This window comes from Mycobacterium kansasii ATCC 12478, from assembly GCF_000157895.3.
Classification (GTDB): Bacteria; Actinomycetota; Actinomycetes; order Mycobacteriales; family Mycobacteriaceae; genus Mycobacterium; species Mycobacterium kansasii.
In genome coordinates, this window is sequence record NC_022663.1 from 5,547,728 (window position 1) to 5,565,367 (window position 17,640).

A 17,640-nucleotide genomic window follows, 5' to 3' on the forward strand; every position below is an offset into this window, starting at 1 on the left:
ACGCGAGCACGGGTTGGCGAAGCGAGCGTTACCAGTGTGGCATGTGGTGCAGAAGATGTATTTGCGACTAGGCTTGCCGGCATGGCGAATCGGACCGTTGCCCGCTCCGGAGGCAGAACGAGCAGGTCAAAAGCCACTTCGCGAGGGGCGACGCGCACCGCGCGGTCGGCTGCGCCTAGGACGGGCCGGAAGAGCCCGACCAGGCCGGTCAAGCGGGTGAGCCGGCCCCCGCGGCGGCGCAACCAATCCCTGCTGGCATCGACCGGGCTGGCCTGCGGCCGGGCCCTGCGCGCGACCTGGCTGATGGCGGCCAGGGGCACCGGGGGCGCGGCACGGTCGATCGGGCGCGCGCGTGACATCGAACCCGGACATCGCCGCGACGGTGTGGCACTGGTCCTGCTGGGCCTTGCCGTGGTCGTCGCCGCCGGTTCCTGGTTCCACGCCGCCCGGCCCGTCGGGGTGTGGGTCGACGTGGTGCTGCGGATACTCATCGGCTCGGCCGTCGTGCTGCTGCCCATCGTCCTCGTCGCCACGGCAATCGTGCTGATGCGGACCCAGCCCAATCCCGACACCCGCCCGCGGCTGATCCTGGGATCCAGCCTGATCGCATCGTCTTTCCTGGGATTACGGCACTTGTGGGCCGGTTCGCCGGAAACCCCGGCGTTGCGCGGGCACGCGGCCGGGTTCATCGGTTTTGCGATCGGCGGGCCGTTGTCGGACGGGCTGACCGCGTGGATCGCCGCGCCACTGTTGTTCATCGGTGCGCTGTTCGGGCTGCTACTGCTCACCGGAACCACGGTCCGCGAGGTGCCCGACGCCCTGCGGCACATCTTCGGCACGCGGCTATTCCAGCGTGACTACCTCGAAGACCACGAATACGACCAGGGCTGTGACGACTTCGCGGGCGACGATGCGGACACCGTCGAGGTCGCGCGCGAGGACTTCTCCGACGGCTACTACGACGAGGTCCCGCTGGGGCCCGAGAGCTGCCCGCCGGCTGACGACGATGTACCGACCGTTCCCGAACCGGCGGTCGGGCGCGGCCGCAAGCGCAGCCCCAAGAAGCAGGACACCCAAGTACTGGACCGCGTCGTCGAAGGTCCCTACACATTGCCCTCGCTGGACCTGCTGGTGGCCGGCGATCCGCCCAAGAAACGAAGTGCGGCCAACAACCACATGGCCGCCGCCATCGGCGAAGTGCTCACTCAGTTCAAGGTGGACGCGGCCGTTACCGGCTGCACCCGCGGGCCCACCGTCACCCGGTACGAGGTCGAACTGGGGCCCGGCGTCAAGGTCGAGAAGATCACCGCGTTGCAGAAGAACATCGCCTACGCCGTGGCGACCGAGAGTGTGCGGATGCTGGCCCCGATCCCGGGCAAGTCGGCCGTCGGTATCGAGGTGCCCAATACCGACCGGGAGATGGTGCGGCTGGCCGACGTGCTGACGGCGCCGTCGACCCGTCGCGACCACCATCCGCTGGTGATCGGGCTGGGCAAGGACATCGAAGGTGACTTCATCTCGGCCAACCTGGCCAAGATGCCGCACCTGCTGGTCGCCGGCTCCACCGGCTCCGGCAAGTCCAGCTTCGTCAACTCCATGCTGATATCGCTGTTGACGCGGGCCACTCCGGAAGAGGTCAGGATGATCCTGATCGACCCGAAGATGGTGGAACTGACACCGTATGAAGGCATCCCGCATCTGATTACACCGATCATCACTCAGCCGAAGAAGGCCGCGGCCGCGCTGGCGTGGTTGGTCGAGGAGATGGAGCAGCGCTACCAGGACATGCAGGCGTCGCGGGTGCGCCACATTGACGACTTCAACGACAAGGTGCGATCCGGCGCGATCACCGCGCCGCTGGGCAGCCAGCGGGTGTACCGGCCGTACCCCTACGTCGTGGCGATCGTCGACGAGCTGGCCGACCTGATGATGACCGCCCCGCGTGACGTCGAGGACGCCATCGTGCGGATCACCCAGAAGGCGCGGGCAGCTGGCATTCATCTGGTATTGGCCACCCAGCGCCCGTCGGTCGACGTGGTCACCGGCCTGATCAAGACCAATGTGCCGTCCCGGCTGGCGTTTGCGACGTCGTCGCTCACCGACAGCCGGGTGATCCTGGACCAGGCGGGCGCGGAAAAGCTGATCGGCATGGGCGATGGCCTGTTCCTGCCGATGGGCGCCAGCAAGCCGATCCGGCTGCAGGGCGCCTACATCACCGACGAGGAGATCCACGCCGTCGTCACCGCCTGCAAGGACCAGGCCGAACCCGAATACACCGAGGGCGTCACCACCGCCAAGCCCGCCGCCGAGCGCACCGACTCGGATGGTCGGGACCCGGATATCGGCGACGACATGGACGTCTTCCTGCAGGCCGTGGAGCTGGTGGTGTCCAGCCAGTTCGGTTCGACGTCGATGCTGCAGCGCAAGCTGCGGGTGGGTTTCGCAAAGGCCGGCCGGTTGATGGACCTGATGGAGACTCGCGGCATCGTCGGGCCCAGCGAGGGTTCCAAGGCGCGTGAGGTGCTGGTCAAGCCCGACGAGCTGGCGGGAACGCTGGCATTGATCCGGGGCGGCAGCGGCGCCGACGGCGACCCCGAGTAACGCCGAGCAGACACAGAATCGCACTCCGCCGGCCTCGGGAGTGCCATTCTGTGTCTGGTCGCGAGCTCACAAGACGAGCAGCATCCGGGAGTTGCCCAGGATGTTGGGCTTGACGTAGCTCAGGTCCAAGAATTCGGCGACCCCGATGTCATAGGACCGGCACATCTCCTCGAACACCTCGGCGGTGACCGGCGTGCCCTCGATCTCGGTAAATCCGTGCCGGGCAAAGAATTCGGTCTCGAAAGTCAACACGAACAGCCGCTCCAGCTGAAGTTCGCGGGCAACCTCGAGCAACCGGTCGACGATGGCGTGGCCGATGCCGCGACCCGTCATGGCGGGGTCGACCGCGACGGTACGGATTTCCCCGAGATCGGCCCACAACACGTGGAGCGCCCCACAACCGACTATCTTTTTCGGGTTGCCTGGGTCGCTGGGGTGTTCGGCCACCCAGAATTCCTGCACCGCTTCGTAAAGCGTTACCAGGTTCTTTTCCAGCAGGATCTTTCCCGCATAGGTGTCGACGAGTTTCTTGATCGAAGGCACATCCGACGTGCGGGCGCGTCGGACTACCGGTTGGAAATCCCGTCGACTTTCGGTCACGGGAGAACAGTATCGACATCGAAGACGGGTGAGCTGGTCAACCGTTATTCTGTTGCCGTGCCCGGGCAGCCGCAAACAGGTCAGATGCCAGGAACCGCCCGTATTGCCAACCTCGCCAATATTCTGACCGGCCTGCGGCTGGTGCTGGTGCCGATTTTCTTGTACGCACTGTTCTACGACGGCGGCCATCAAACGCCTGCCCGAGTCGCGGCATGGGCGATATTTGCCGTCGCCAGCATTACCGACCGGTTTGATGGCTTGCTGGCCCGCAACTACGGCATGGCGACCGAATTCGGCGCATTCGTCGATCCCATTGCCGACAAGACCCTGATCGGGGCCGCGCTGATCGGCCTGTCGATGTTGGGCGACCTGCCCTGGTGGGTCACGGTGTTGATCCTGGCCCGCGAGATCGGGGTGACGGTGCTGCGGCTGGCTGTGATTCGCCGCGGTGTCATTCCCGCCAGTTGGGGCGGCAAACTCAAGACCGTGGTCCAGGCGGTGGCGATCGGCTTGTTCGTGTTGCCGCTTTCGGGCGCGCTGCACACGGCGGCTGTGGTGGTGATGGCCGCTGCCATCGTGCTGACCGTGGTGACCGGTGTCGATTACGTGGCATCCACAGTCAGGGAGATTCGCGCGGGCGGCCCCGGGACTAAGTAACCGGCGTTATCAGGTACTTCGGGATATTTCCGGCGACCGTACTCCTCCGCCCCCGGGAACCGCATCAGCCTGCTCGGCGTTGACCAAGGGACCATTGCGATCGGGTTGCGATCGGATGTGGTTGAGATATCGGGGCGTGACCGGATGAAGGAGACCACGATGGCGTCATTGGTACGCGAGGTCATTGGCGACGTGTTGCGCGGGGCTCGGACTTCGCAGGGCCGGACGCTGCGGGAGGTGTCCGATTCAGCACGGGTGAGCCTCGGGTACCTGTCGGAAGTCGAACGCGGCCGCAAGGAGCCTTCCAGCGAGCTGCTCAACGCCATTTGCGAGGCGTTGGAGGTCCCGCTCTCGGAGGTCCTCATCGTCGCCGGCGAGCGGTTGGCCGGCGAGGAGCGTGCGGCACGTGCCCCCTCGGTGGCCGGTGCCAGCATCGACGTCAGCACCAAGGTGGTCATTCCTGCGGTCGCGTCGCTGGCGGTGGCCTGAGCATCACCTGGGCGGAAGTTGGTGCCGGCCAGTTATGCAACCACGGGTGGGGAGATCGGGCCTGACCCGATAAATTGAGCGGCAGGGTAACCGGTGGGCGATGCAGGGTCCATCCGGCACACAAGAAAGCGAAGGCGGAGCTAACCGATGGCCAATCCGTTCGTCAAGGCGTGGAAGTACCTGATGGCGCTGTTCAGCTCCAAGATTGACGAGTACGCCGACCCCAAAGTGCAGATCCAGCAGGCCATCGAGGAAGCGCAGCGCACTCATCAAGCGCTGACTCAGCAGGCGGCGCAGGTGATCGGCAACCAGCGCCAGCTGGAGATGCGGCTCAACCGGCAGCTGGCCGACATCGAAAAGCTTCAGGTCAACGTCCGTCAGGCGCTGACGCTGGCCGACCAGGCCACCGCGGCCGGCGACGCAGCCAAGGCGGCCGAGTACAACAATGCCGCCGAGGCGTTCGCCGCACAGCTGGTGACCGCCGAGCAGAGCGTCGAAGACCTCAAGACCCTGCATGACCAGGCGCTCAACGCGGCCGCTCAGGCCAAGAAGGCCGTCGAGCAGAATTCCATGGTGTTGCAGCAGAAGATCGCCGAACGCACCAAGCTGCTCAGCCAGCTCGAGCAGGCGAAGATGCAGGAGCAGGTCAGCGCATCGCTGCGGTCGATGAGCGAGCTCGCCGCCCCGGGCAATGTGCCCAGCCTCGACGAGGTACGCGACAAGATCGAACGCCGCTACGCCACCGCGCTTGGTCAGGCCGAGCTTGCGCAATCGTCGGTGCAGGGCCGCATGCTCGAGGTCCAGCAAGCCGGCATCCAGATGGCCGGTCATTCCCGGCTGGAGCAGATCCGGGCGTCGATGCGCGGAGAAGCCCTGCCGGCCGGCGGTACCGCCGGTCCCGGAGCCACCCCGGCCACACCCGCCGCCGAGGGCGGCGGACAGATTACCGAGAAACCGTTCGGCCAGTAAGGGCATCTGATGGCGGTCAAATCGGCTCAGCGCGGGCGGCGGCGTGCGTTGCTGCAGCGCTGGCTCGACATGATCGCCGAGATCTTCGACCTCGCCGCGCGGAAGATCAGCGCCGCCACCGATCCGCGGGCCCGATTGCTTCGCCGCCGCCGCCGTGCGCTGCGCTGGGCGTTGATATTCAGCGCCGGATGCGTGTTCTGGGCTGCGGTGACGGCGGTGCTGGCGGCCTGGGGCTGGTTCGCGCTGCTGCTGCAGATCACCGGAGCGATCGCGGTGGTTCAGGTCATCCCCGCGACGCTGCTGTTCTTCCGCTATCGCTGGTTGCGCGCGGAGCCGCTGCCGACGCCGCGGCCGGCTAACACCCGCCGGTTACCCCCGCCCGGTTCGGCGGCCCGGCCCGCGATGTCGGCGTTGGGTGCCTCCGAGCGCGGATTCTTCTCGTTGTTGGGTGTGATCGAGCGGGGCGCGATGCTGCCGGCCGACGAGATCGCTGACTTGACGGCCGCTGCCAACCAGACCTCGGCGGCGATGGCGGCGACGGCGGCCGAAGTGGTGTCGATGGAGCGGGCGGCGCACTATTCGGAATCGTCGCGGTCGCATCTGGTGCCCACCATCAACGCGTTCACCGCGCAGCTCAGCGCCGGCGTCCGTCAGTACAACGAAATGGTCACCGCCGCAGCGCAATTGGTCTCATCGGCCAATGGTGGTGCGGTGGGTGAGCCGGGATCGCAACAGCGCTACCGCGAGGAGCTGGCCGGTGCCACCGATCGTCTGGTCGGTTGGGCACAGGCGTTCGACGAACTCGGCGGGCTGCCCCGCCGGTAGCGCTCGCCGCTGCCTACAACGTCGTCCTGAGCTGTGGGATCACCAGTGCGGCCAGACCGCGCAGCAGCGCCTTCGTCATGTCGTAGACATCCACGTAGTCCCGCCAAAGGGTGATCTTGCCGTCGTGCACTTCGAACACGCCGCAGACCCAGAATTGCAGCCGCAGCGGCCCGAGGATCAATGCGTCGGTCCGTTCGGTGAGTACCGCCGCGCCGTCGGCGGCAATGCGGTGGACCTTGACCTCGAACCCGAGGCGCCCTTCCATCCTGCGGAGCAGCTTCACCGTCCGGCGGCCGCCGCGGATCCTGGAAAATCCGACATTCTCATAGACGAGGTTGTCGTCGAACGCCGCTGCTACGGCGCCGAAGTCCTCGTTCTGTAGGGCGTTCAGGAAACCCTCGACCGTGCGGACGTTGGCTGCGGTTTCGGGGGTGGTCTGGGTCAGCTCGGTCATGGTTGCCAGCCTAGGCGAGCATGGACGCGCATGGACGAGCGCGTGGCCGGGTGCTGTGGCAGGGTAGGGCCGATGCGCGTCGCCGTGGTCGCCGGGCCGGATCCCGGGCACTCGTTTCCCGCGATTGCGCTATGCCAACGCTTTCAAGCGTCCGGTGACAGGCCCACCTTGTTCACCGGGGTGGAATGGCTGGGAACCGCCAGCGCGGTCGGGATCGACGCCGTCGAATTGGACGGATTGACGGCCACCGACGAGGATCTGGACGCCGGGGCCAGGATTCATCGAAGAGCCGCAGAGATGGCGGTGCTGAATGCGCCGGCGTTGCGCGAGCTGGCGCCCGATCTGGTGGTCTCTGATGTGATCACCGCCTGCGGGGGCCTGGCCGCCGAGCTGGTGGGCATTCCCTGGATCGAACTCAACCCGCATCCGCTGTACCTGCCCTCGAAAGGTCTGCCGCCGATCGGCAGTGGGCTGGCACCGGGCACCGGAATCCGCGGCCGGCTGCGCGATGCCACCATGCGGGCGCTGACGGGACGATCCTGGCGTGCGGGTCTGCGACAGCGCGCCACCGTCCGGGTCCAGATCGGGTTGCCGGCACCCGATCCCGGGCCGCTGCGGCGGCTGATCGCGACGCTTCCCGCGTTGGAGGTGCCTCGCCCGGACTGGCCGGCCGAGGCCGTCGTGGTGGGCCCGTTGCATTTCGAGCCGACCGATCGGGTGCTGGCGATACCCCCGGGCTCCGGGCCGGTGGTGGTCGTCGCGCCGTCCACCGCGGTGACCGGGACGGCCGGACTGGTCGAGGTCGCGCTGGGCTGCCTGACGCCGGGTGACACGCTGCCGGAGGGTTCGCGGGTGGTGGTCTCCCGGCTGGGTGGCGGGGATCTGCCGGTGCCGGCTTGGGCGGTGGTCGGGCTGGGAAACCAGGCCGAGCTATTGACGCATGCCGACCTGGTGATCTGCGGCGGCGGTCATGGGATGGTGGCCAAGACGCTGCTCGCCGGGGTTCCCCTGGTGGTGGTACCCGGCGGCGGGGACCAGTGGGAGATCGCTAACCGGGTGGTGCGTCAGGGCAGCGGCCGATTGGTCCGGCCGTTGACCGCCGAGGCGCTGGTGGCCGCGGTGAACGAGGTGCTGTCGTCGCCCGGCTACCGCGGGGCCGCGCAGCAGGCCGCCGCCGGTGCCGCAGAGGTCGCCGATCCGGTCAGGGTGTGCCATGAGGCGCTTTAGTGCGGCGATCCGCTGGGTATCTTGACTGGCGTGCGGTTGACGGAGTTCCACGAGCGGGTCACCCTGCGATTCGGCGCCGCCTATGGGGCATCCGTATTGGTGGACCACGTGCTGACCGGCTTCGGGGGTCGTACCGCGGCCCAGGCGATCGAGGACGGTGTCGAACCCCGCGACGTGTGGCGGGCGCTGTGTGCCGATTTCGACGTCCCCCGCGACCAGTGGTGAGTTTCTGGGTTTCGAGTCTGCGTTCAGCGCGCCCGAGTGGGCCTGACAGCGCGCGCTCACCGCAGGTTCGATGCACTGGAGGCAGACTCGCCACGCTCAAGGGGGCAATCGCCGCATGTGCCGCCACCCGGCACCCGATAGAACAGGCAGCAGCTGCGCCGCTTGAAGCCGAGGTCGGGGCCGGTGAGCACGCCGGTGGCGGCCATCCTGCCGATGCGCAGCAGGGAAGTGGTGGTTTCGACGATCGGCATCCGCAAGTCGGGCCGTAGCGACAGCAGCACGCGGGACGTTCCGACGAGTGCGGACGCGATATTGCCGCATAGCAGGCCGGAGGCCAGCTTGACCTCAAGGCCGGCCGCGAACTGTTCCATGTGGTCGCGCACGACAACGCGGTACAACGTGTCCGGGAGCTCCGGGGGAGCCGGAACAGGCTCGCCCACGGGCTCGGGAAGTCTGAGTTGCGCGGTGTCGTCGGCGCGTTGCAGGTCGCTCAGGTCCGGCAGCACGCCGTGGGCCAGCGCGCAGGCCAGCACCGGCGACCACAGCCGGGCGGCGTGGCCGAGGTGAACCAGCGAGGCGCCGATCCTGAGTTCCGCGGTGTGGTAGCGCTGGGCGGTTGCCTTGACCAAGTCGGCGAACCCGTCGGAGTAAGACTGGACGACGGGATGCCATCCGGCATCGTCCCGGCCCGTGCTCAATGCGAAAAAGCCGCCATACGTAGCGATTTCGGCGAGCTCCGCGGAGATGTTCATGTCGTCGTCAACGGCTGATATCGCCATGTTCGGCGTGTCCGCTTGATTCGAACAGGTGTTCGGCTACTGTGGTGAACATTGGCGAAGAGTCAACTTGTCGGTGGCCTTCTCTAGTGTCACGGCCAACCGACCGATACCGGTCAACCGAACACCGACTATAGGAGAGGCACCATGGCGCAAGCCCCCGACCGTGAGAAAGCTCTCGAACTGGCGATGGCCCAGATCGAGAAGAGTTATGGCAAAGGCTCGGTGATGCGCCTCGGCGACGAGGTGCGTCAACCGATATCTGTCATTCCGACCGGATCCATCGCCCTGGACGTCGCCCTGGGCATCGGCGGCCTGCCGCGTGGCCGGGTGGTGGAGATATACGGCCCGGAGTCCTCGGGCAAGACCACCGTGGCCTTGCACGCGGTGGCCAACGCGCAGGCCGCCGGCGGCGTCGCGGCATTCATCGACGCGGAGCACGCGCTGGATCCCGAGTATGCGAAGAAGCTCGGCGTCGACACTGATTCGCTGCTGGTCAGCCAGCCGGACACCGGTGAACAGGCACTCGAGATCGCCGACATGCTGATCCGCTCGGGCGCGCTCGACATCGTGGTCATCGACTCGGTGGCGGCGCTGGTACCGCGCGCGGAACTCGAAGGTGAGATGGGGGATAGCCATGTCGGCCTGCAGGCCCGGCTGATGAGCCAGGCACTGCGGAAAATGACTGGCGCGCTGAACAATTCGGGAACCACGGCGATCTTCATCAACCAGCTCCGCGACAAGATCGGGGTCATGTTCGGATCGCCCGAAACGACCACCGGCGGAAAGGCGCTGAAGTTCTACGCGTCGGTGCGCATGGACGTGCGACGGATCGAGACGCTCAAGGACGGCACCAATGCGGTCGGCAACCGCACCCGGGTCAAGATCGTCAAGAACAAGGTGTCGCCGCCGTTCAAGCAGGCCGAGTTCGACATCCTCTACGGCAAGGGCATCAGCAGAGAGGGCTCCCTGATCGATATGGGTGTGGACCAGGGTTTTATCCGCAAGTCCGGGGCCTGGTTCACCTACGAGGGTGAGCAGCTCGGCCAGGGCAAGGAAAATGCCCGCAACTTCCTGATGGAGAACGCCGACGTGGCCAACGAGATCGAGAAGAAGATCAAGGAAAAGCTTGGCATTGGCGCAGTGGTGACCGATGACCCCTCAAATGACGTCTTGCCCGCCCCCGTCGACTTCTGAGCCATCTCGCGAAGAGCAGGCGCGGGCGCTGTGCCTGCGCCTGCTCACCGCGCGATCACGGACCCGGGCCGAGTTATCCGGCCAGCTAGCCAAGCGTGGATATCCAGACGACATCAGCAACCGGGTGTTGGATCGGCTGGCCGCTGTTGGTTTGGTGGATGACACCGACTTCGCCGAACAGTGGGTGCAGTACCGGCGAGCCAACACGGGAAAAAGCAAGCGCGCCTTGGCTGCTGAGCTGCATACCAAGGGTGTGGACAACGACGTGATCACCACGGTGCTGGCCGGGATCGATGCCGGCGCCGAGCGGGCGCGGGCTGAGCAACTGGTACGGGCCCGGCTGCGACGGGAGACACTGGGCGAGGACAACAGGGACGAAGCGCGGGTGAGCCGCCGGCTGGTGGCGATGCTGGCCCGCCGCGGCTACAGCCAGACCGTGGCCTGCGAGGTGGTCATCGCCGAGCTGGCCGCCGAACGGGAGCGGCGCCGGGTCTAGGTGACCCGACGCGAACCGTCCGGTCGCCGTACCATGGCCCCGTGACTTCGACGGTGGCGCAGCGGGCCGATGCTGCGAATGCAGCGGGCAACGGTGCGCCCGCTGCCGGGCGCACCTACCAGGTCCGCACCTACGGCTGTCAGATGAACGTCCACGACTCCGAGCGTTTGGCGGGACTTCTCGAAGCTGCGGGCTACCGGCGTGCAGCCGACGGCTCAGATTTTGGAGACGCCGACGTCGTGGTGTTCAACACCTGCGCCGTTCGCGAGAACGCCGACAACAAGCTGTACGGCAACCTCAGCCACCTGGCCCCGCGCAAGCGCACCAATCCGGACATGCAGATCGCGGTCGGCGGTTGCCTGGCCCAGAAAGATCGCGACGTGGTGCTGCGCAGGGCGCCGTGGGTCGACGTCGTCTTCGGTACCCACAACATCGGATCGCTGCCGACATTGCTCGACCGGGCCCGGCACAACAAGGTCGCCCAAGTCGAAATCGCCGAAGCGCTGCAGCAGTTCCCGTCGTCGCTACCGAGCGCTCGCGAATCCGCTTATGCTGCTTGGGTTTCCATCTCCGTAGGATGCAACAACAGCTGCACGTTTTGCATCGTGCCGTCGCTGCGCGGCAAGGAAATCGACCGCAGCCCCGCGGACGTCCTGGCCGAGGTGCAGTCGCTGGTGGACACCGGTGTGCTCGAAATCACCCTTCTTGGACAAAATGTCAACGCCTACGGCGTCTCGTTCGCCGACCCCGCATTGCCGCGCAACCGGGGCGCGTTCGCCGAATTGCTGCGCGCTTGCGGCCGTATACCGGGTTTGGAGCGCGTCCGGTTCACCTCCCCGCATCCCGCCGAGTTCACCGACGACGTGATCGAGGCGATGGCGCAGACACCCAATGTCTGCCCCGCGCTGCACATGCCGCTGCAGTCCGGGTCGGACCCGGTGTTGCGGGCGATGCGACGGTCCTACCGAGCCGACCGCTATCTGGGCATCATTGAACGGGTTCGTGCCGCGATGCCGCACGCCGCCATCACCACCGACCTGATCGTGGGCTTTCCCGGTGAGACCGAGGAGGACTTCGCGGCCACCCTCGACGTGGTGCGTCAGGCCCGATTCGCGGCGGCGTTTACCTTCCAGTACTCCAAACGCCCCGGCACTCCGGCCGCCGACTTCGACGAACAACTACCGAAAGACATTGTGCGGCAACGCTATGAGCGGCTCATCGAGTTGCAGGAGCAGATCTCGCTCGAGGGCAACAGAGAGCTCGTCGGGCAGAGCGTCGAGGTGTTGGTCGCCACCGGTGAAGGACGCAAGGACAGCCGCACCTCCCGTATGAGCGGGCGGGCACGCGACGGACGACTGGTCCATTTCCGAGCGGGCGATCAGCATGTGCGTCCCGGCGACCTCATCACCACACAGATCACCGGCGCCGCCCCGCACCATCTCATCGCCGACGCGGGCGTCATTAGTCACCGCCGCACCCGCGCCGGCGACGCCTACGCCGCCGGACAGCGCGCCGGCGACGCCTACGCCGCCGGACAGCGATCACCCGGCGTCGGGCTCGGCATGCCCGGCGTCGGACGGCCCGTGGCCGCCGATCCTGGGGGTTGCGGCTCCGGGTGCGGTCCGGCGGTCGATCCAGGTAAGGGGCTTTGCGATGAACGGAGAAGTTGACGTGGCAGATTTTGACGCCTACCGGTCCGAAATCGAGGCGGCAGAACGCCGGGTCGCAGGTGAGATCGAGCCTGGTGCAAGGGGTTTCGTGGTCGCGATCCTCGTGTTCGTGTTGGTGGGATCATTCATCTTGCCGCACACCGGCAGCGTGCGGGGATGGGACGTGCTGTTCAGCAGCCACGGCGCCGCCGCCGCTGCGGTGGCGTTACCGTCACGGGTCTTTGCCTGGTTGGCGTTGGTTTTCGGGGTGGGCTTCTCGATGCTCGCCTTGATGACGAGGCGCTGGGCGCTCGCCTGGATCGCGCTCGTGGGGTCGGCACTGGCCAGTGCCACCGGCCTGTTGGCGGTGTGGTCGCGCCAGACAGTCGCCGCGGGTCACCCCGGGCCGGGTATCGGGCTGATCGTGTCGTGGATCATCGTGATGCTTCTGACGTTTTACTGGGCACGGGTGGTATGGCAGCGCACCATCGTGCAACTCGCCGCCGAGGAACAGCGCCGCCGCTCGGCGGCACAGCAACAATCCAAGACGCTGTTGGACACCCTGGATGAGCCCGACCAGCCCAGCGATGGAACCGGTGCCAACGGCCGAGACCGCTAGGACCTGCGGCTCAGCGCGTCGGCGGCAGCTTCGGCCCACTGCCGCCACTGTTCGGCGTTCGCCTTGGCCTCTTCGGCTTCCTTGGTCCTGCCAGCGGCGGCAGCTTTTGCGGCCTGCTGTTCGAACTGCTCGGCGCGGGCGCGGAATTGTTCGGCGCGTGCCTGGGCCTGCGGGTCCGCCCAATCCGATTCGCCGGCGTCGCGCACCTTTTTCTCCACCGCGCGCAAGCGGCGCTCCAACTCGGCTGATCGCTCACGCGGTACTCGGCCGATCGCGTCCCATTTGTCGGTAATGGTCCGCAGCGCCGCCCGGGCCGCGTCAAGGTTGCTGGTGTCGAGCTTTTCGGCTTGGGCCAGCAGTCCTTCTTTGGCTTTAGCATTGGCTTGCAGCTCGGCATCTTTTTCCGCCGTCGCGGCGTTGCGGGCGGTGAAGAACGCATCCTGGGCGGCCTTGAAACGGCGCCACAATGCGTCATCGACGTCCTTGCTGGCCCGTCCGGCAGCTTTCCATTCGGTGAGCAGCTTGCGGAATTCCGCACTGGTAGCGGTCCAGTCCGTCGAGCCGGACAACTCCTCGGCGCGCACGCAGAGCCCTTCCTTGGTTTGACGGACACCGGAACGCTCCCGGTCGAGTTCGGCGAAGTGGGATCCGCGCCGGCGGTTGAACGTCTCGCGCGCCGCCGAATACCGCTTCCACAGTGCGTCGTCGACCTTGCGATCCAGCCCGGTGATCGTCTTCCATTCGTCGAGGATCGCCCGCATCCGATCACCGGCGGCCTTCCACTGGGTGGAGTTAGCCGCCAAATCCTCGGCTTCGGTGGCCAGTGCCTCCTTGCGCGCGGTCTGTGTGGCACGGTGCTCATCGCGTCTGGAGCGGTCCGCCGCGACGACGGCCTCGGCCCGCTCCCGAAGGGAGTTCAGCCTTTCCGCAAGCGCGTCGACATCGCCCAACACGCTTGCCGTGGGCAAGGTCTCGGCCACCGCCACGGCGTTGGCCCGGATTTTGCGGGCATCGCCGGTGCCCGAGGCCAGCCGCTCTTCCATCAGCGTGACCTCGGTGCTCAGGTCGTCGAACCGCCTGCCGAAATGCGCAAATGCAGCTTCGGGATCGCCCGCCTGCCAGGTGCCGACAACACGCTCGCCGGCCGACGTGATCAGCCACACCGTACCGTCGTCGTCGACACGCCCGAAGCGGTGCGGATCGCTGTGCGGGGGTGCTGCCACCGGGTGGCGGACGGGCCGCGACATCGGACCCGGGCGCGGTCCCGGACGCGGCACGGGGCCTGGAACGGGCCTCGAAACCGGCCCCGGCACCGGCGGGTGCGGATCGCTGCTGCGGGGCTCGTCTGCCGTCATGTGCTCGTCACCTACCCTTTGCACCCTTTCGCGCGTTGGATACCCGCGCATCGGCCGCGCGAAGCGGCACCTTACGGCCGGCAAGTCTGATGGGCCCCTATGCGTCACCAGGGTTTCCGACCGGTTCCAACAGTATTGAAGCAGCTTGCCGTGCCGTGCGCCGCCACCTTATTCGGTGTCGCGGTACGGGCGGTCCGTTCACCAGTGCTTTTTCCACCAGGCATAGAGCTGGTCGAGGTTGGGTCCCTCGGGATCCCCCTGGGCGAGGAAGATCATCAGTTGGGCCTCGTTGGTCCATACCACGGTCGGGCTGCTTTCCTGGACCGCGCAGAAGACCATGCCGCCCACTTGTGGGCTCTCGGGGCGGTGCCAACCCGTCGGCGACTTGGATTCCCCGGGACAATTGACCATGATGTCGGTTCGCAGCAGTCCGTCGAAGAATTGGCGTAAGGTGGCGGTTTCCCCGAATAGCGTGTAAATCGCCCGGGATGGTCCGCCGGCGTCGACGTTCTTGTCGCAGATGACGCTGGCCAGTGCGTCTTTGGGCGGCAGGAAAGGCCTGCAGGTGCCTGGTGCGTACCCCAGCGGCAGCAGGCTGAGCAGTCGGGCCAACGCGTCTGCGGATGCCGTCGAAGCGGGAGACGTCGGTGACGGTGAGGCGGTGACCGTCCGGGGACCCGACGCCGTGTTCGGCCGGACGGTGACCCAGATCCCCTGCGCCGCGAACACCAGCAATACCGCCAGAGCTGCGGCCGCCAGCAGTATCCACGGGTTGCGCAGCCGTCCGGACAATGAGGGCGCGCGCCGCCCGGAAGGTGGTGTGGCATCCGTCTTTTGCGGTGGTGGCTGCGGCGGCGGCGGCGGTTGCGGTGGTGGGGTGCCGGCCACGCCGGGCCAGGAGCTGGCCTCCGGATTGGACGACGAAACGTTCACCTCCGACGTCGGAAGTGACGGAAGTGCTTGCGGCCCGGACACGTTGAAGTCCGGGTGCGCTGTCGCCGCTACCGGGGTGGCCGCCGATGGTGTGCCGGTCGAAAGCCCCGCGTAGGTGACGCCGGTAATGTCGCCTTCAGCCAGGACGTCGCCGTACAGGCCGCCAGCCTCCTCACTGCGCTTGAGGATGCGAAACTCCTGGGCCTGGTGTGGCCCACTGAGTGCTTGATGAGCTGCCAGCGCCAAGTCGCCCGCGCTTGCGTAGCGGTCCTCCGGCCGTTTGGCCATCCCTCGTGCGATCACCGCGTCGAAAGCGGCGGGTATCCCGGGGCGCAATTGACTGGGGCGCGGAATCGGTGCCATCAGGTGGGCGGTGATCAGCATCCCGGCGCTGTCAGCCCGATACGGCGGCGTCCCGGTCAAACACTCGTGCAGCACGCAGGTCAAGGAATAGATGTCGGCGCGGTGCGTCACCTCGGCATCGGAAAATCGTTCCGGGGCCATATACCGCCAGGTCCCTACCGCACTGCCGAGTTGGGTCAGCTTCTCGTCCGTTGCGGCGCTGGCGATCCCGAAATCCACCAGGTATACGAAGTCGTCGCGGGTGACCAGGATGTTCTCCGGCTTGACGTCGCGGTGCATCACCCCGGCCGCATGGGCGGCGTCCAACGCCGCAGCCACCTGATGCACCAGGGCCACCGCCCACGGGGGTGTGACCGGGCCGAACCGTTCCAACAACAGCGCCAGGTGGGTGCCCTCGATCAAGCGCATGTCCAAGTACAGTTGCCCGTCGATTTCGCCGTAATCGTGGATGGGCACCACGTGCGGTTCCTGCAGCCTGCCCGCGTTGCGGGCTTCGCGTTGCATCCTCATGCGGAACACCGGATCGTGGCTCAGCGACTCCGACATCAGCTTCAGCGCCACTACCCGCTGCCTGACGGTGTCGACGGCCTCGTAGACCTCGCCCATCCCGCCGGTACCCAGCAGTCGCTTGAGGTAGTAGGGCCCGAACCGGGTACCCACTCGCGAACCTCGCGCGGAGGCACTCATCGCCGACTCCTCAAACCAACGGGTAATCGCACCAGCAAGCCATACTCACCGGCCGACCTGCTGACCGCACACCCCGGCCTAGCAACCATGACGGTAATTGCTTGCTATAGCGGGCGCACCAAAAATGAAGCATCCGTCCCACAGCTGCAATCGTTCCGTTAGCTGGGGTGCGCTGCGGTGGTAGCGGATGGGCAGGGGTGATCGGCCACGTCGGTGCCACAACCCGACCGTGCGGTGTGTGCGCACAGCACGACTGACGCCCGATTTGTGGTGTTCGACGGTAATCGGCGAGGGGCCCGGATCGTTGCTGTCAGCGGCGTTGCTCACCGGCGGCGCTGACCGCAGGTCGCTTTGCTGTCCGCGTCGGATTTTGGGCCGCGAAGCGAGGCGGGAAATGACGGCACCGTGATTCGCGCCGTCGCGAACATCGGTGCCTTGTGGTCCGCAAAGTGCGACGCCGGCGGCAAATGACCTATTGCGAACAGAAAGTCCCGTTGTGATGCTTAACCGGCGCACAAGAGTCATTATTGAACAACTGTGTAGCAGACGTTCGTCTGAGCGCTTCCGGCCGTTCGCAGGGAGGTCACCTTGGCCAACGTCGAGTTCGCGACGGTGCTCGCGCTGGGCGCTGCGTTACTGGCCGGCGTCGGGTATGTGACCCTTCAGCGGTCCGCTCAGCAGGTCACCGACGAGGAAGTCGGCCACTTCACGTTGTTCCATCTCTCGCTGCGCCACACCCTGTGGTGGCTGGGCAGCCTGGCCGCCCTGGGCAGTTTCGGTCTGCAGGCGGTGGCACTGACCATGGGGTCGGTGGTGTTGGTGCAGTCCCTGCAGGCTACGGCGCTGCTGTTCGCCTTGCCGATCGACGCTCGCATGGCCCACCACCGGTGCACCGCCAGGGAGTGGATGTGGGCGGTTTTGCTGGCCGGGGCGGTTGCCGTCATTGTCCTGGCGGGCGATCCGACGGCCGGCCACGCCCGTGCTCCGCTGTGGGACTGGGCAGTGGTCGCGATCGTGATCGTTCCGGTGGTGCTGCTGTGTGTGGTCGGCGCGCGTATCTGGCCGGGTCCGGCGGCGGCGGTGTTGCTGGCGCTGGCGTCGTCGGCGGTCTTGGCGGTGTTCACCGTGCTGACCAAGGGAGTCGTGGCCGAACTGGCGCACGGGTTCGAGGCGATGTTTCGGACTCCCGAGTTCTATGGCTGGATGTTGGTCCTGCCGATCGGGCTGATGCTCCAACAATCGTCCCTGCGGGCGGGTTCGTTGACAGCATCACTGCCGACGATCACGGTGGCCAGACCGGTGATCGCGTCAGTGCTGGGAATCACCGTGCTCGACGAGGTGGTCCACTCGGGTGAAGGGCAGCTGTTCACGCTGGTGGTGGCGGTGGCGGTGGTGGTTGTCGCGACGGTGGCCCTGGCCCGCGACGAGGCGGCCATGATGGCCGCACCGGTCGGCGATCTGAACGTGCCAGGCAGGCTTGCGGTCTCGTAAAGGCTTTTGCCACCCCGATTTTCACGT

The 17,640-nt window shown here is 66.7% G+C and carries 17 protein-coding genes; 12 read left to right on the top strand and 5 right to left on the bottom strand.

Annotation, left to right across the window (positions count from 1 at the left end; translation table 11 throughout):
* Window positions 1-81 precede the first annotated feature (81 nt).
* Window positions 82-2,601, top strand: coding sequence for an FtsK/SpoIIIE family DNA translocase (locus MKAN_RS24010; RefSeq protein WP_042312937.1), 2,520 nt, complete (start codon window positions 82-84; stop codon window positions 2,599-2,601).
* Window positions 2,602-2,667: 66 nt separating this feature from the next.
* Here the strand turns inward: MKAN_RS24010 and MKAN_RS24015 are convergent, their stop codons facing one another.
* A complete protein-coding gene (locus tag MKAN_RS24015; protein WP_023372530.1) occupies window positions 2,668-3,201 on the bottom strand; it encodes an amino-acid N-acetyltransferase in 534 nt (177 codons plus the stop codon).
* Window positions 3,202-3,285: 84 nt separating this feature from the next.
* Here MKAN_RS24015 and pgsA point away from each other — a divergent pair, with 84 nt between their 5' ends.
* The 4 genes from pgsA to pspM all read left to right on the top strand — a co-directional run bounded on the left by pgsA (window position 3,286) and on the right by pspM (window position 6,141).
* Window positions 3,286-3,858, top strand: coding sequence for a CDP-diacylglycerol--glycerol-3-phosphate 3-phosphatidyltransferase (gene pgsA, locus MKAN_RS24020; protein ID WP_023372532.1), 573 nt, complete (start codon window positions 3,286-3,288; stop codon window positions 3,856-3,858).
* A gap of 159 nt (window positions 3,859-4,017) precedes the next feature.
* Window positions 4,018-4,347, top strand: a complete 330-nt coding sequence (gene clgR / locus MKAN_RS24025; RefSeq protein WP_036392070.1) for a transcriptional regulator ClgR — start codon at window positions 4,018-4,020, stop codon at window positions 4,345-4,347.
* Between the two features lie 147 nt (window positions 4,348-4,494).
* Window positions 4,495-5,316 (top strand): phage shock protein PspA, encoded by an 822-nt coding sequence (gene pspA, locus MKAN_RS24030; RefSeq protein WP_023372536.1) that lies wholly within the window; start codon window positions 4,495-4,497, stop codon window positions 5,314-5,316.
* Between the two features lie 9 nt (window positions 5,317-5,325).
* Window positions 5,326-6,141, top strand: coding sequence for a phage shock envelope stress response protein PspM (pspM, locus tag MKAN_RS24035; RefSeq protein ID WP_023372538.1), 816 nt, complete (start codon window positions 5,326-5,328; stop codon window positions 6,139-6,141).
* 13 nt (window positions 6,142-6,154) lie between these two features.
* Here pspM and MKAN_RS24040 read toward each other — a convergent pair whose 3' ends face one another.
* A complete protein-coding gene (locus MKAN_RS24040; RefSeq protein WP_023372540.1) occupies window positions 6,155-6,595 on the bottom strand; it encodes a limonene-1,2-epoxide hydrolase family protein in 441 nt (146 codons plus the stop codon).
* 72 nt (window positions 6,596-6,667) lie between these two features.
* Between MKAN_RS24040 and MKAN_RS24045 the strand changes: the two genes are divergently transcribed.
* Window positions 6,668-7,822: a glycosyltransferase gene (locus tag MKAN_RS24045; RefSeq protein ID WP_023372542.1), complete on the top strand. Its 1,155-nt coding sequence runs from the start codon at window positions 6,668-6,670 to the stop codon at window positions 7,820-7,822.
* 30 nt (window positions 7,823-7,852) lie between these two features.
* Window positions 7,853-8,047, top strand: a complete 195-nt coding sequence (locus MKAN_RS24050; protein ID WP_023372544.1) for a DUF3046 domain-containing protein — start codon at window positions 7,853-7,855, stop codon at window positions 8,045-8,047.
* A 56-nt stretch (window positions 8,048-8,103) separates the two neighbouring features.
* Here the strand turns inward: MKAN_RS24050 and MKAN_RS24055 are convergent, their stop codons facing one another.
* Window positions 8,104-8,799, bottom strand: coding sequence for a (2Fe-2S)-binding protein (locus tag MKAN_RS24055; protein ID WP_042313970.1), 696 nt, complete (start codon window positions 8,797-8,799; stop codon window positions 8,104-8,106).
* A gap of 171 nt (window positions 8,800-8,970) precedes the next feature.
* Here MKAN_RS24055 and recA point away from each other — a divergent pair, with 171 nt between their 5' ends.
* Genes recA through MKAN_RS24075 form a run of 4 tightly spaced genes read left to right on the top strand, consistent with a single transcriptional unit; the run spans window position 8,971 to window position 12,784 of the window.
* Window positions 8,971-10,020, top strand: coding sequence for a recombinase RecA (gene recA, locus MKAN_RS24060; protein ID WP_023372548.1), 1,050 nt, complete (start codon window positions 8,971-8,973; stop codon window positions 10,018-10,020).
* Window positions 9,977-10,516, top strand: a complete 540-nt coding sequence (gene recX, locus MKAN_RS24065; RefSeq protein WP_080674144.1) for a recombination regulator RecX — start codon at window positions 9,977-9,979, stop codon at window positions 10,514-10,516. The genes recA and recX overlap by 44 nt, the downstream gene beginning before the upstream one ends.
* Window positions 10,517-10,557: 41 nt before the next feature.
* On the top strand, window positions 10,558-12,186 hold the full coding sequence (miaB, locus tag MKAN_RS24070; protein WP_023372552.1) for a tRNA (N6-isopentenyl adenosine(37)-C2)-methylthiotransferase MiaB: 1,629 nt from the start codon (window positions 10,558-10,560) through the stop codon (window positions 12,184-12,186).
* Window positions 12,170-12,784 carry an Rv2732c family membrane protein gene (locus MKAN_RS24075; protein ID WP_023372554.1) on the top strand — a complete coding sequence of 205 codons (615 nt, stop codon included), beginning with the start codon at window positions 12,170-12,172 and terminating at the stop codon, window positions 12,782-12,784. The genes miaB and MKAN_RS24075 overlap by 17 nt, the downstream gene beginning before the upstream one ends.
* Here MKAN_RS24075 and MKAN_RS24080 read toward each other — a convergent pair.
* Both MKAN_RS24080 and MKAN_RS24085 read right to left on the bottom strand, forming a co-directional pair.
* Window positions 12,781-14,139: a DUF349 domain-containing protein gene (locus MKAN_RS24080; RefSeq protein WP_080674145.1), complete on the bottom strand. Its 1,359-nt coding sequence runs from the start codon at window positions 14,137-14,139 to the stop codon at window positions 12,781-12,783. The genes MKAN_RS24075 and MKAN_RS24080 overlap by 4 nt on opposite strands.
* A gap of 198 nt (window positions 14,140-14,337) precedes the next feature.
* Window positions 14,338-16,122, bottom strand: coding sequence for a serine/threonine-protein kinase (locus tag MKAN_RS24085; RefSeq protein WP_036391379.1), 1,785 nt, complete (start codon window positions 16,120-16,122; stop codon window positions 14,338-14,340).
* Window positions 16,123-16,710: 588 nt separating this feature from the next.
* Between MKAN_RS24085 and MKAN_RS24090 the strand changes: the two genes are divergently transcribed.
* The gene (locus MKAN_RS24090) at window positions 16,711-17,613 is read left to right on the top strand and encodes a DMT family transporter (protein ID WP_023372562.1); all 903 of its coding nucleotides are present in this window, start codon (window positions 16,711-16,713) and stop codon (window positions 17,611-17,613) included.
* The last annotated feature ends 27 nt before the right edge of the window (window positions 17,614-17,640 follow it).

Coding starts and splice junctions, on each gene's coding strand:
- MKAN_RS24010 (WP_042312937.1), top strand. CDS start 82: ATGGCGAATCGGACCGTTGCCCGCTCCGGAGGCAGAACGAGCAGGTCA.
- pgsA (WP_023372532.1), top strand. CDS start 3,286: ATGCCAGGAACCGCCCGTATTGCCAACCTCGCCAATATTCTGACCGGC.
- clgR (WP_036392070.1), top strand. CDS start 4,018: ATGGCGTCATTGGTACGCGAGGTCATTGGCGACGTGTTGCGCGGGGCT.
- pspA (WP_023372536.1), top strand. CDS start 4,495: ATGGCCAATCCGTTCGTCAAGGCGTGGAAGTACCTGATGGCGCTGTTC.
- pspM (WP_023372538.1), top strand. CDS start 5,326: ATGGCGGTCAAATCGGCTCAGCGCGGGCGGCGGCGTGCGTTGCTGCAG.
- MKAN_RS24040 (WP_023372540.1), bottom strand. CDS start 6,595: ATGACCGAGCTGACCCAGACCACCCCCGAAACCGCAGCCAACGTCCGC.
- MKAN_RS24045 (WP_023372542.1), top strand. CDS start 6,668: ATGCGCGTCGCCGTGGTCGCCGGGCCGGATCCCGGGCACTCGTTTCCC.
- MKAN_RS24055 (WP_042313970.1), bottom strand. CDS start 8,799: ATGAACATCTCCGCGGAGCTCGCCGAAATCGCTACGTATGGCGGCTTT.
- recA (WP_023372548.1), top strand. CDS start 8,971: ATGGCGCAAGCCCCCGACCGTGAGAAAGCTCTCGAACTGGCGATGGCC.
- recX (WP_080674144.1), top strand. CDS start 9,977: ATGACCCCTCAAATGACGTCTTGCCCGCCCCCGTCGACTTCTGAGCCA.
- MKAN_RS24075 (WP_023372554.1), top strand. CDS start 12,170: ATGAACGGAGAAGTTGACGTGGCAGATTTTGACGCCTACCGGTCCGAA.
- MKAN_RS24080 (WP_080674145.1), bottom strand. CDS start 14,139: ATGACGGCAGACGAGCCCCGCAGCAGCGATCCGCACCCGCCGGTGCCG.
- MKAN_RS24085 (WP_036391379.1), bottom strand. CDS start 16,122: ATGAGTGCCTCCGCGCGAGGTTCGCGAGTGGGTACCCGGTTCGGGCCC.